Raw genomic sequence first — 12,928 nt, forward strand, 5'->3', positions numbered from 1 at the left:
TCCGCCGCCGCCAGACGGTCGAAGAGCTGCTGGCGCTGGAGCTGGGCCTCTGATCAGCGCAGGGCCGCGCGCCATGGCGCCATTGCCGCGTCCAGGCGCGGCGACTGCATGGCCCCGACATTGCAGCGTGACCAGCGCGAGGTCGCGCTGCTGTCCAGGCTGAACACCCGGCCCGGCGCCATCGTCACCTGCCGGGCCCGCAGTTGCTCGGCCAGTTGCGCGGAATCCTCGCAGCCGGGAAAGGCCGCCCACAGGTACAGCGACTGCTCGCTGCGCGCAAACACCTCGCAGCCCTGGCGGTCCATCCATGCCAGCGCCTGCGCCGTGGCCTGGCCCAGGCGCCCGCGCAGGCGCACCAGGTGCCGCTCGTACTGGCCTTCGCGCAGCATCACATCGACCATGCGCTCGCAGTACTCCGAACCACTCACATGGATGAGGCTGCGCAGATCGGCGAGGTCACTGGCCAGATCGGGGTGACAGGCGATAAAGCCCACCCGCAGCGCCGCAGAGAACGACTTGGAAAAGCTGCCGATGTAGATCGTGCGCGCCAGCTGGTCCAGCACCGACAGGCGTGTGGCCGAGGTCGGTTTGAAATCGGCCAACGGGTCGTTTTCGACGATCAGCATCTGCTGCTGGCCCGCCAGCTGCAAGATGCGCCAGGCCTTGGCAGCGCTCAGGTCCGAGCCCGTGGGGTTGTGCGCCAGCGACTGGGTAAAGAAGAGGCGCGGGCGCTCAGTCTGCAGCAAGCGCTCCAGCGCCTGCACATCCGGGCCATCGGCCTGGCGCGGCACGCCCAGCACGCGGGCACCGGCGAGCTTGAGCTTGCCAAACAGCAGGTAGTAGCCCGGGTCGTCCACCAGCACCGTCGTGCCCGGCGTCACCCAGTGGCGGATGACCAGGTCGAGTGCGTCGTTGGCTCCCTGGGTCAGCAGCAGCTGCTGGGGCGTCACCTCCAGGCCAAACATGCCCAGCTTGCGCACCAGGCTGTCCCGCAACGGCGCATAGCCCATGCGGCTGCCGTAGCGGAACAGCGCGCCCAGCCCCGTGCGCACCACTTGGTGGTGGTAGCGGTCCAGCCGCATATCGGCCAGCCAATCCACCGGCGGAAAACCATCGCCCAGCGCCAGCGCATCGGGCTGGGTCTTGAGCTGCTCGCGCATCAGCCAGACCACATCCATCGCGCGCTGTAGCGGGGCGCTGTCTTCGGCCGCAGGCAGCGCTGCCACCGGGCGCTGGGCCAGCACATAAAAGCCTGAACCACGCCGCGCCTCGACCAGGCCGCGCGAGACCAGCAGCTCAAAGGCCGCCACCACGGTGTTCTTGGCATAGCCATGCAGCTGCGCCAAGGCGCGCAGCGACGGCAGCTTGTCACCCGCGCGCAGCACGCCATCGGCCATCTGCCGGCCCAGCATCGCGGCCAGGTTTTCTGCAATCGAGGCCTTGCGGCCAGAGGCGGGTGGCATGGATGTTCCTTGGGGAAAGCCAGGCCCCGATGCTGCAATGCAGCAGCACTGTCCCGGCAAACTGTACCTGTCTAGAAGGGTACAGTTTAGGTAGATTGGTGGCCCTGCGTTTCGCATTCCTCAAAAAATCACCAGGAGACACCAATGGCCACCGATTCCCGTCTGCCGCAGTTCCGCGCCCTCAGCCCCGCCCAGCGCTGGGATGTCATCGCCAAGGCCTGCCAGCTGAGCGACGAAGACCGCGCGCTGCTGACCCAGCCAGGGGCCCTGCCCACGCATGTGGCTGACGGCATGATCGAAAACGTGATCGGCACCTTTGAGCTGCCGATGGGCGTGGCCGGCAACTTCCAGGTCAATGGCCGCGATGTGCTGGTGCCGTTGGCGGTCGAGGAGCCCTCGATCATCGCGGCGGCCTCGTACATGGCCAAGCTGGCACGCGAGGACGGGGGTTTTCAGACCTCCAGCACCCAGCCGCTGATGCGTGCCCAGGTGCAGATTGTCGGCATCCAGGACCCCTATGGCGTGCGGTTGGCGCTGTACCAGGCGCGCGAACAGATCCTGGCGCTGGCCAACAGCCGCGACAAGGTGCTGATTGGCCTGGGCGGCGGCTGCAAGGACATCGAGGTGCATGTCTTCCCCGACTCGACCCGGGGCCCCATGGTGGTCATGCACCTGATCGTCGATGTGCGCGATGCGATGGGCGCCAACACCGTCAACACCATGGCCGAATCGGTCTCGCCGCTGGTCGAGCAGATCACCGGCGGCGCGGTGCGGCTGCGCATTCTGTCCAACCTGGCCGATCTGCGCCTGGCCCGCGCCCGCGTGCGCCTGACGCCCAAGACGCTGGCAACAGCCGAGCGCAGCGGCGAAGAAATCATCGAAGGCGTGCTCGACGCCTACACCTTTGCCGCCATCGACCCCTACCGCGCGGCCACCCACAACAAGGGCATCATGAACGGCATCGACCCGGTCATCGTCGCCACCGGCAACGACTGGCGCGCGGTAGAGGCCGGCGCCCATGCCTATGCCAGCCGCAACGGGCGCTACACCTCGCTCACCACCTGGGAGAAAGACGGCAGCGGCGCGCTGGTCGGCACCATCGAGCTGCCGATGCCCGTGGGCCTGGTGGGCGGCGCGACCAAGACGCATCCACTGGCGCGCCTGGCGCTGAAGATCATGGACGTGAAATCGGCCCAGGAGCTGGGCGAGATTGCCGCGGCCGTCGGCCTGGCGCAAAATCTGGGCGCGCTGCGGGCGCTGGCGACCGAGGGCATTCAGCGCGGCCACATGGCCTTGCATGCCCGCAACATCGCGCTGGTGGCAGGGGCCGTGGGTGAAGAGGTCGACCAGGTCGCCAAGCGCCTGGCCGCCGAGCACGATGTGCGCACCGACCGCGCGCTGGAAGTACTGGCCGAGCTGCGCGCGCGCTGAACCTGATCCAGCGGGGGCCCGCTGGTCACCAAGTTGACTGTGGCCGCCCCGCTGGCATGCCTGGCGCAAAGGGCTTGCGGTACGCTGGGAACCCTTGCTTATTTGTGCATATCGCCAGGAGATTTCCATGTCATCGCAAACAGCCCAGCCGGTCGTCGGCCTGATCGGGGTCGGCCTGATGGGCCACGGCATCGCCCGCAATGTCGCCGCCAAAGGCTTTCAACTCTATGTGCTGGAGCACCCCGGCAACCAGCCATTGACCGAGCTGCTGAGCCTGGGCACACGCACCTGCCAAAGCCCGGCCGAGCTGGCCAGCCACTGCGATGTGGTGATCTTGTGCGTGACCGGCTCGCCCCAGGTCGAAGCGGTGCTGACCGGCGAGCAAGGCCTGCTGTCGGCGCTGCGCCCCGGCACCGTGGTGATCGATTGCTCGACAGCCGTGCCCGCATCGACCGTGCGCATGGCCCAGGCCGTGCAGGCTGCGGGCGGCAAGTTCATCGATGCGCCGATGACCAAGACCTCCAAGCAGGCGCATGACGGCCAGCTCAATTTGCTGGTCGGTGGTGATGCGGCCGTGCTGGCCCAGGTGCAACCGGTGCTGGCCACCTTCACCAGCCAGGTCACCCATGTGGGCGCGCTGGGCGACGGCCACCGCATGAAGCTGCTGCACAACTTTGTCTCCGTGGGCCAGATGAGCCTGCTGGCCGAGGCCACGGCCTGCGCGCGCAAGCAGGGCATGGACATGCAGGCCTTCCACAGCGTGCTGGCGGCTGGCGGCGGCGCAGGTGTGGCGCTGGACCGTCTGCAGTCCTATATCCTGGCCGATGACCCCTCGGGCATCGCGTTCTCGATCTCCAACGCCGCCAAGGATTTGAGCTACTACGCCACGATGGCCCATGATGCGCAGGCGCCCAGCCTGATTGCCGATGCGGCTGCGACCACCTTGCAGGACCAGGTCCAGGCCCGGCATGGCGATGCCATGCTGCCGGCCTTGATCGGCTTGCTGGCCAAGTCCTGATTATTCAGCGCGGGGCTCGCGTCCCATCAGCGCCTGCACCACATCGGGGGCGGACAGGCTGCCGTCGAGCAACGCCACGACGGCGGCCGTGATCGGCATCTCCACGCCCAGCTTCTGGGCGCGCTGCAGCACCGTGCGGGCGCTGTAGACGCCTTCGGCCACATGGCCGAGTGACTGCACCGCCTGCTCCAGGCTCTGGCCCTGCGCCAGCAAGAGGCCGATCTTGCGGTTGCGCGACAGGTCGCCGGTCGCCGTCAGCACCAGATCGCCCAGGCCCGACAGCCCCATGAAGGTATCGGTCTGCGCGCCCAGCGCCACGCCCAGGCGCGTCATCTCGGCCAGGCCGCGTGTTACCAGCGCCGCGCGGGCATTCAGCCCCAGGTGCAGGCCATCGCAGAGGCCCGTGGCAATGGCCAGCACGTTCTTGACGGCGCCACCCACCTCCACCCCGCTGATGTCCTCATTGGCATAGACGCGCAGGTTGTCGCCATGGAAGGCCGCCACCAGCGCATCGCGCACATCGCCATGGCGGCTGGCGGCCACCAAGGCGGTGGGCTGGTGCTGGGCCACTTCCTGCGCAAAGCTCGGGCCGCTCAGCACGCCGGCATGCAGCGCCGGCGCCACCTGGGCGCAGACCTCGTTGCCCAGCAGCCCATGGCTGCCGGCAGCGGCATCGGCCGGCACGGCTTCAAAACCCTTGCTGAGCCAGGCCACCGGCACCTGGCAGTCGCGCAGCATGGTGAGGCCACTGCGCAGCGCTGCCATTGGCGTGCCCAGCACGATCAACTCAGACTGGGCCACCAGGGGCTGCAGATCGCCGCTCGTCACCTCCAAGGCATCGGGTAAGCGGATGCCTGGCAAATAGCGCTGGTTCTCACGGCTGGGTTGCAGCTGGCCCGCCTGCTGGGCATCGCGCGCCCACAGCTGCACGCGGTGGCGTGCGGCCGCATGCATGGCCAAAGCCGTTCCCCAGGCACCGGCGCCAATCACCAAGATCTTCATAGCCACAATCCCTTCTCACATCAACTCAAACGGCGGCGCTGCCTGCAGCTGCTTGCCCAGCAGATACAACAAAGGCCTTGCAACCGAGACTGCAAGGCCCTTGCGTTGGCAGCAAGCGATTACTGGGCCAGTGCGGTACCTGCGCCAGCGCCATTGGCCTGGGCTTGTTGCTGTTCGTACATGGCTTGGAAGTTGATTTCCGCCAGGTGCACAGGCGGGAAGCCGGCGCGGGTCACGATGTCGGCCACGTTGCCGCGCAGGTAAGGATAGACGATCTGTGGGCAAGCCACGCCGATCACGGCACCCATCTGGTCGTCAGGGATGCCACGGATCTCGAAAATACCGGCTTGCTTGGCTTCCACCAGGAACACGGTCTTGTCTTCGATCTTGGTCTGCACGGTGGCGGTCACCGCCACTTCGAAAATGCCATCGGCCACCGGGGTGGCTTCCACGCCCAGCTGGATGTCCACGCTCGGCTGGGTTTGCTCCAGCAAGATGGCTGGCGAGTTGGGCTGCTCCAGCGATGCGTCCTTCAGGTACACGCGTTGAATTTGGAACACGGGATTTTCTTGATCCGCCATGGTTGTCTGTCTTTCGCTAGAAAAAGGAATGGAGTGCAGCTGCGATGCCGCCCGGTGTGCGCGCCCCTCGCATGCAGCCTGCCATTATGCAATGGCAAAGTGTCAGCAAGGAAAAGCCCGGGCGCCCGCTGGCCTTCAGGGGAAAGCGCGCGGCTCAGGCTTGGAGCAAGGGGGTCAGCTCACCGCGCTGGTCCAGCGCAATCAGGTCATCGCAGCCGCCGACATGGGTCGCACCAATGAAGATCTGCGGCACGGTGCGGCGGCCGGTGGTCTCCATCATCACCGCGCGCTGGGCCGGATCGGTGTCGATGCGGATTTCTTCAATCTGCTCCACGCCTTTGGCTTTGAGCACTTGCTTGGCGCGAATGCAGTAGGGGCAGACGGCGGTGGTATACATCTTTACAGCTTGCATCGGAGTGTCCTGCGGCGGCGGCCTGCACGAGGCCGCCGCTCTGTAGTGGGTGTCTAAAGCCAGTATCTGGGGCCGTAAACCCCAAAAATCAAGCCTTCTTGAGCGGCATGCTGGCAGCGCGCCAGCCCTTCATGCCACCGGCCAGGGCCTGCACATTGGTGTAGCCCAGCTTCTTGGCCACGGCCACGGCACGCTGCGAGCGCTGGCCCTGTGCGCACACAAGGATCAGCGGCAAGGCCTTGTTCTTGACGACGGAGGGCAGCTGCGCTTCGAGCTGGTCCAGCGGCACATTCTTGGCATTGGCGATATGGCCGGCGCTGAATTCCTGCGCGTCCGACACATCCACCACCACGGCTTTTTCGCGGTTGATCAGCGCCACGGCGTTGGCGGGGCTGAGCGTGCCGCCGCCCATGTTCTTCATGGCGGGCATCATCAGCATCGCGCCCGAGCCCAGTACCAGCACGATCAGATACCAGTTGTCGATCAGAAAGTTCACACAAGTCCCTTGTCAAAAAATGCTCAAACAGCCGCACATTCTAAAAGGGCCACCATGCCGCTGCGCGGCAAAAGCCTTTAGCAGCCCCCCAACGCACACCAGGCGCCGCTTGGCAAGCTCTGCAAGCGCCCTGGGATTTAAGCCTGCCTCTACAATCGGCGCCATTGTGAATGCGGCGGGCTGCCCCGGGCCCCAAGCGCCTCCCGCCAGCGACACGCACCGATTTTTGACTATCGCACGAGGATTGCATGTACAAGCTTGTCCTGATTCGCCATGGTGAATCGACCTGGAACCTGGAAAATCGCTTCACCGGCTGGACCGATGTGGACCTGACCGACACCGGCGTGGCGCAAGCCAAGCAGGCGGGCCAATTGCTCAAAGCCGAGGGCTATGACTTCGATGTGGCCTATACCAGCGTGCTCAAGCGCGCCATCCGCACCCTGTGGCACACCTTGGACGAGATGGACCGCACCTGGTTGCCGGTGCAAAAGTGCTGGCAGCTCAACGAGCGCCACTATGGCGCGCTGCAAGGCCTGAACAAGGCCGAAACCGCCAAGAAGTTTGGCGATGAGCAGGTGCTGGTCTGGCGCCGCAGCTATGACACGCCGCCACCGGCGCTGGAATCCGGCGACCCACGCTGCGAGAAGACCGACCGCCGCTACGCCGGCGCTGCCGACCAGGTGCCGCTGACCGAATGCCTCAAGGACACCGTCGAGCGCGTTGTGCCCTTCTGGAACGAAGCGATCGCCCCCGCCATCCAGCGCGGCGAGCGTGTGGTGATTGCCGCCCACGGCAACTCCATCCGCGCGCTGATCAAGTACCTCGATGGCGTCTCCGACAGCGACATCGTGAACCTGAACATCCCCAACGGCATCCCGCTGGTCTATGAGCTGGACGCCAACCTGAAGCCACTGCGCCACTACTACCTGGGTGACGCCGAAGCCGCTGCCAAGGCCGCTGCGGCCGTTGCCTCGCAAGGCAAGGCCTAAAACCACGGGCTGCCCGCCACCCACGGGCGGCCCTGCAAGCCCTAACGGGAACTACTGCCTGCGCCCGGAGTCCGAGCCAGGCAGTCCCGGGCTATAGACAAGGCAGGGGGCGCCTCGCCAGCCTGGCAAAAGCCAGCGCCATTCGGCCAGAGCTGGTGCCTGCCCGGACCGGAAGGCAGACCGAAACGATCGCTGTCAGCCGCCGCCGCATGCCAGCGCCAGTGGGCAGCTACCGAAAGTAAATACTTGTCTTAGCACCCGAAAACGGCTGCTGCGCTGCACCAGTGCAGGCGCTTGGGTGTATATTGGCACGCTATAGAAAGTTGTGAGCATATGGGCCAAAAATTGAAGATTGCCGGTTGGGTTTCACTGGGCGTGGTCGCCGGCGCGCTCACCACTGTGTCTTTGCAGACGGTCGCAAGGGGCGTGATGTCCCCCATGCCGCTGGAAGAAATCCAACAGCTGTCGGCCGTGTTCGGCCTGATCAAGACCGACTATGTCGAGCCGGCCGATGACAAAAAGCTGATCACCGATGCCATCTCCGGCATGGTCTCCGGGCTCGATCCCCACTCGCAGTACTTCGACAAGAAGTCCTTCCGCGAGTTTCAGGAAGGCACCAGCGGCAAGTTCGTCGGTGTCGGCATCGAGATCACCCAGGAAGACGGCCTGATCCGCATCGTCTCGCCCATCGAAGGCTCACCCGCTGACCTGGCCGGCCTCAAGACCAATGACCTGATCACCAAGATCGATGACACGGCGGTCAAGGGCCTGTCGCTCAACGATGCCGTCAAGCGCATGCGCGGCGAGCCCAACACCAAGGTGGTGCTGACGATTCTGCGCAAGGACGAGAGCCGCAGCTTCCCCGTCACGATCACCCGTACCGAGATCAAGACCCAGTCCGTCAAGGCCAAGATGGTCGAGCCGGGCTACGGCTGGGTGCGCGTCTCGCAGTTCCAGGAACGCACCGTCGACGACTTTGTGCGCAAGGTCGATGACCTGTACAAGCAGGACCCGAACCTGAAGGGCCTGGTGCTGGATCTGCGCAATGACCCCGGTGGCCTCCTGGATGCGGCCGTCGCCATCTCGGCCGCGTTCCTGCAGCCGAATGTGACCGTGGTGACCACCGACGGCCAACTGGCCGAGAGCAAGGCGATCTTCCGCGCCTCGCCCGAGTTCTACGCGCGCCGCGGCAGCGATCCGATCAAGTCGCTGCCCGCTGCCATCAAGAACATTCCGCTGGTGGTGCTGGTCAACGAAGGCTCGGCATCGGCCTCCGAGATCGTCTCGGGCGCACTGCAGGACCACAAGCGCGCCACCATCATGGGCGCCCAGACCTTTGGCAAGGGCTCGGTGCAGACCGTGCGCCCCCTGGGCCCGGACACCGGTATCAAGCTGACCACGGCGCGCTACTACACGCCAAGCGGCAAGTCGATCCAGGCCAAGGGCATCGTGCCCGACATCATGGTCGACGAGTCGGCCGAAGGCGATCTGTTCGCTGCGCTGCGCACCCGCGAAGCGGATCTGGAAAAGCACCTCTCCAGCGGTCAAGGCCCCGAAGTCAAGGACGAAGCCCGCGAGAAGGCCCGTGAAGCGGCGCTCAAGCGCCTGGACGAAGAGAGCAAGAAGCCCGCCTCCGAGCGCCGTCCGCCCGAGTTCGGCTCGGACAAGGACTTCCAGCTGCAGCAGGCCTTGCACCAGCTCAAGGGCGAGCCCGTGCAGGTCAGCCAGACCAAGACCGAGCGCCCTGCCGAGAAAAAGGACGAGGAAAAGACCAGCGCCAGCGACAAGCCCGCAGAGTCGACCACGGACGACACCAAGCTGCCGCCCGCGACAGAGCCCAAGAAGTAAAGCCCCAGCATCCAGCCTTTTCGAGGCTGCGTCACAAGGCCGCAAGCAGAGTTCCTGCTGCGGCCTTTGTTTTTTTCCGACAATAGGCCCATGAACGACGAGCAACTATTGCGCTACTCCCGCCATATCTTTCTGGACGAGATCGGCATCGAAGGCCAGGAGGCCATCCTCGCCGCCCATGCGGTGGTGATTGGCGCAGGCGGCCTGGGCAGCCCGGCTGCGATGTACCTGGCCTCGGCCGGCGTGGGCCACATCACCCTGGTCGATGACGATACGGTGGACCTGACCAATCTGCAGCGCCAGATTGCCCATACGACCGAGCGCGTGGGCCAGGCCAAGGTCAGCTCCTGTGCGGCCAGCCTGCAGGCGATCAATCCGCATGTACAGGTTCATACCGTGCAGGAACGCGTCGATGCCAAGCGGCTGCAGGCGCTGGTGGCCGATGCCACGGTGGTGCTGGACTGCACCGACAACTACCGCACGCGCCAGGCCATCAATGCCGCCTGCGTGGCGCTGGCCAAGCCCTTGGTGAGCGGCGCGGCCATCCGCTTTGATGGCCAGATCAGCGTGTTTGACCGGCGCCGTGAAGGCGCTGCCTGCTATGCCTGCCTGTTCTCACCCGAGGAACAGTTCGAGGAAGCGAGCTGCTCGACCATGGGGGTATTTGCCCCCTTGGTGGGCATCATCGGTACCATGCAGGCTGCAGAGGCGCTCAAGCTCATTGCCGGCATTGGCCGCAGCCTCGACGGCCGACTGATGATGCTCGAGCTCAAGGACATGGAATGGAGCACGATGCGGATCAGCCGCAACCCCCAGTGCCCCGTCTGCGGCCAGCAACACGCTTGATACAGAGGCGCTCAAGCTCATTGCCGGCATTGGCCGCAGCCTCGACGGCTGGCTGATGATGCTCAAGCTCACGGACATGGAATGGAGCACGACCGGCCAGCAACACTCTTGATTTAGCGCATTGTTATTTGTTTTTTATATAGAATAATAGATAAAAAATACGCCTACGAGGTCTTGTCCTACTTACGCCATCCTTTCAGACCGATGGCGTGCGCATGGCTTGTTGCTATCATTGTTACGGTAAGACACACCCGTGTAGCCGTATATGCATCGCCGTTTGAAAACTTATCTGGTTGAAGACAACAAGACCATCCGCGACAACCTGATAGCCACGTTGGAAGACCTGGCCCAGGTGGAAACCGTGGGGCATGCCAGCACCGAATCTGACGCTACCAGCTGGCTCAGCAATCCTTCGACGGACTGGGATCTGGCGGTGGTCGACATCTTCCTGCTCGAAGGCAGCGGCCTGGGCGTGCTGGAAAAGCTCCAGGAACGCGCGCCGCACCAGCATCTGGTCATTCTCAGCAACTACGCCACGCCCAGCATGCGCGAGCGCTGCGCCCAGCTGGGCGCCAACCGGGTGTTCGACAAGTCAGAAGACATCGACGCGCTGATCGACTACTGCGTGGAGCGCACATCACAGCTGCAGTGAGCGCCCCCATGTTGCCCCGCAGGCAACCACAAAAAAGCGGCCCGGGTAGGCCGCTGGTTTTGCAGAGGTTCGCGCGCTCAGTCGATCAAACCATTTTTCAGCGCGTAGTAGGTCAGGTCGCTGTTCGATGCCAGGCCCATCTTCTCCATCAAACGCGTGCGGTAGGTGCTCACGGTCTTGACGCTCAGCGACAGCTGGTCAGCGATATTGCCGGCCGTCTCGCCCTTGGCCAGCTTCAGGAACACCTGAAATTCGCGCTCCGAGAGCTGCTCGTGCGGCGGAGCGTCTTCCTTGCGGTGCAGCTGCTGGGCCAGCAGATCGGCCACGGCCGGCGTCAGGTAGCGCTTGCCCAGCGAGATGGTGCGCAGCGCCTCGACAATCTCGGACGGGTCGCATTCCTTGTTCAGGTAGCCGCTGGCGCCCTGGCGGATCAGGTTGATCGCGTAGTGGGCCTCGGGGTAGCCGCTCAGGATCAGAATGCCCATATCGGGCGCCTTGGCACGCAGCATGGCCAGCGCATCGATGCCGCTTTGGCCGGGCATGGACAGGTCCATGATCAGCACGTCGATCTCTTCCTTGCGCACCAGGTCAATGGCTTCACGGCCGTTGGCCGCCTCCCCCACGACGCGCAGGTCGACATGCTCGGCCAGAAATTGCTTGAGGCCCGAGCGCACAATCGCGTGGTCATCGACGATACCAACTTTAATCATATATCCCCTCATGCAGCGCAAACTGCAGCACCGGCCCAATGCAGGCGCTGCCCGAAGTTTGCTCTATTATCACTCGCATAAACCAAATACCATCAAAAAAGGAAGCTCCATGCGTTGGTCTCGCTTGCGCAAATGGGCCATCAGTTTGCCAGCCGCCTTTTTGGCCGCTGCCGTGCTGATCGGCATCAACGAAGCTGGTTACTACCGCTCGCACGATTCGCTGCAGAACCTAACGGTCACCTACCAGACCCGCACCACCTTGGACAAGCTGATGCAGCAGGTCGTGGATGCGGAAACCCATGCGCGCGGCTATCTGCTGAGCGGCGAGGACAGCAATCTGTCGGCCTACCAGCAGGCCTGCACCAACGTCAACAACGCCGTCGATGAGCTGCGTGCCATCTACAGCGTCTTCCCCGAAGACCTGCAGACCTCGTCGATGCTCGGCCGTGAAGTGGCCAAGCGCCTGAGCCAGATGGACACCAGCATTGCACTGCGCCGCCAGGGCCTCGATGAGGCCTGGCGTTTCCTCGTCAAAAGCCCGGAAGCCAAGGCCACGATGGAGAACATGCGCAGGCTCAGCAACGAGCTGGTGATCCACAGCAACGAGCGGCGCATGCACAACGAGGCCGAGATTCTCAAGTCCCTGACCCTCGCGCGCCTGGGCATTGCCATCGTCAGCATCGTGGGCCTGCTCGCGTTCTATCTCTACCTGCGCCAGTCCAACCGCCTCACTGGCCTCATGCTGCGCGAGCAGCGCATGCTGGAAGACGAGCGCGACCAGCTCGAAAAGCAGGTGCGCCAGCGCACCGCCACCTTGGGCGAGCTGGCCACCCACTTGCAGCAGGTGCGCGAAGACGAACGCGCCCACCTGGCGCGCGAATTGCACGACGAGCTGGGCGCCTTGCTGACCACGGCCAAGCTCGATGTGGCGCGCCTCAAATCCAAGATCGACATGGCAGCGCCCGATGTGCAAGAGCGCATCAAGCACCTGATCGAGACGCTCAACAGCGGCATCGCGCTCAAGCGCCGCATCATCGAAAACCTGCGCCCCTCGTCGCTGTCCAACCTGGGCCTGACGGCCTCGCTGGAGATCCTGGCCAAGGAGTTTTCCGAAAGCAGCAATGTGGCCGTCGAGCTGAGTCTGGAGCAGATCAATGTGCCCGAGGCGATGCAGCTGAGCATCTACCGCCTGATCCAGGAGTCGCTCACCAATATCGGCAAGTACGCGCAGGCGCGCAATGTGCTCATCAGCCTGCAAAGCCACCCCAAGCATGTGTTCGTGCAGGTGCGCGATGACGGCGTCGGCTTCAACCCCAGCCAGGCCCATCCGAACTCGCACGGCCTGGCCGGCATGCGCCACCGCATTGAGGCGAGCGGCGGGCGGCTGCACATCGCCTCTGCCCCGCAGCAAGGCACCACCATCTCGGCCAATCTGCCGCAGAACTAAGGGGGCGCAGGCTGCGCTCTGCAGCCTCTCTGC

General features: G+C 64.5%; 13 protein-coding genes. 7 read left to right on the plus strand and 6 right to left on the minus strand.

Annotated elements, in window-relative coordinates; all coding sequences use genetic code 11:
• Positions 1-53 precede the first annotated feature (53 nt).
• The gene (locus tag H928_RS0109235) at positions 54-1,463 is read right to left on the minus strand and encodes a PLP-dependent aminotransferase family protein (protein ID WP_021026231.1); all 1,410 of its coding nucleotides are present in this window, start codon (positions 1,461-1,463) and stop codon (positions 54-56) included.
• A gap of 144 nt (positions 1,464-1,607) precedes the next feature.
• On the opposite strand from H928_RS0109235, the gene H928_RS0109240 reads away from it, so the two are divergent.
• Both H928_RS0109240 and H928_RS0109245 read left to right on the plus strand, forming a co-directional pair.
• Positions 1,608-2,894, plus strand: a complete 1,287-nt coding sequence (locus tag H928_RS0109240) for a hydroxymethylglutaryl-CoA reductase, degradative (RefSeq protein WP_021026232.1) — start codon at positions 1,608-1,610, stop codon at positions 2,892-2,894.
• 127 nt (positions 2,895-3,021) lie between these two features.
• Complete coding sequence (locus tag H928_RS0109245; protein ID WP_021026233.1) at positions 3,022-3,912, plus strand: NAD(P)-dependent oxidoreductase; 891 nt, start codon at positions 3,022-3,024, stop codon at positions 3,910-3,912.
• Here H928_RS0109245 and H928_RS0109250 read toward each other — a convergent pair whose 3' ends face one another.
• From H928_RS0109250 to H928_RS0109265, 4 genes are all read right to left on the minus strand, one after another.
• Positions 3,913-4,914 carry an NAD(P)H-dependent glycerol-3-phosphate dehydrogenase gene (locus H928_RS0109250; RefSeq protein ID WP_021026234.1) on the minus strand — a complete coding sequence of 334 codons (1,002 nt, stop codon included), beginning with the start codon at positions 4,912-4,914 and terminating at the stop codon, positions 3,913-3,915.
• 119 nt (positions 4,915-5,033) lie between these two features.
• Complete coding sequence (gene secB / locus H928_RS0109255; RefSeq protein WP_021026235.1) at positions 5,034-5,495, minus strand: protein-export chaperone SecB; 462 nt, start codon at positions 5,493-5,495, stop codon at positions 5,034-5,036.
• A gap of 154 nt (positions 5,496-5,649) precedes the next feature.
• A complete protein-coding gene (gene grxC / locus H928_RS0109260; RefSeq protein ID WP_021026236.1) occupies positions 5,650-5,907 on the minus strand; it encodes a glutaredoxin 3 in 258 nt (85 codons plus the stop codon).
• Between the two features lie 88 nt (positions 5,908-5,995).
• On the minus strand, positions 5,996-6,403 hold the full coding sequence (locus tag H928_RS0109265; protein WP_021026237.1) for a rhodanese-like domain-containing protein: 408 nt from the start codon (positions 6,401-6,403) through the stop codon (positions 5,996-5,998).
• 248 nt (positions 6,404-6,651) lie between these two features.
• On the opposite strand from H928_RS0109265, the gene gpmA reads away from it, so the two are divergent.
• The 4 genes from gpmA (at position 6,652) to H928_RS0109285 (ending at position 10,738) form a co-directional block, all read left to right on the plus strand.
• Positions 6,652-7,392, plus strand: a complete 741-nt coding sequence (gpmA, locus tag H928_RS0109270; protein WP_021026238.1) for a 2,3-diphosphoglycerate-dependent phosphoglycerate mutase — start codon at positions 6,652-6,654, stop codon at positions 7,390-7,392.
• 333 nt (positions 7,393-7,725) lie between these two features.
• A complete protein-coding gene (locus H928_RS26920; RefSeq protein ID WP_021026239.1) occupies positions 7,726-9,240 on the plus strand; it encodes a S41 family peptidase in 1,515 nt (504 codons plus the stop codon).
• Between the two features lie 90 nt (positions 9,241-9,330).
• A complete protein-coding gene (locus H928_RS0109280) occupies positions 9,331-10,086 on the plus strand; it encodes a HesA/MoeB/ThiF family protein (RefSeq protein ID WP_021026240.1) in 756 nt (251 codons plus the stop codon).
• Between the two features lie 265 nt (positions 10,087-10,351).
• Positions 10,352-10,738 (plus strand): response regulator, encoded by a 387-nt coding sequence (locus H928_RS0109285; RefSeq protein ID WP_021026241.1) that lies wholly within the window; start codon positions 10,352-10,354, stop codon positions 10,736-10,738.
• A gap of 77 nt (positions 10,739-10,815) precedes the next feature.
• Here H928_RS0109285 and H928_RS0109290 read toward each other — a convergent pair whose 3' ends face one another.
• Complete coding sequence (locus H928_RS0109290; protein WP_021026242.1) at positions 10,816-11,448, minus strand: response regulator transcription factor; 633 nt, start codon at positions 11,446-11,448, stop codon at positions 10,816-10,818.
• 109 nt (positions 11,449-11,557) lie between these two features.
• Between H928_RS0109290 and H928_RS0109295 the strand changes: the two genes are divergently transcribed.
• The gene (locus H928_RS0109295; RefSeq protein WP_027010752.1) at positions 11,558-12,895 is read left to right on the plus strand and encodes a CHASE3 domain-containing protein; all 1,338 of its coding nucleotides are present in this window, start codon (positions 11,558-11,560) and stop codon (positions 12,893-12,895) included.
• The last annotated feature ends 33 nt before the right edge of the window (positions 12,896-12,928 follow it).

Source organism: Comamonas sp. B-9, assembly GCF_000410635.1.
Lineage (GTDB): Bacteria > Pseudomonadota > Gammaproteobacteria > Burkholderiales > Burkholderiaceae_C > Comamonas.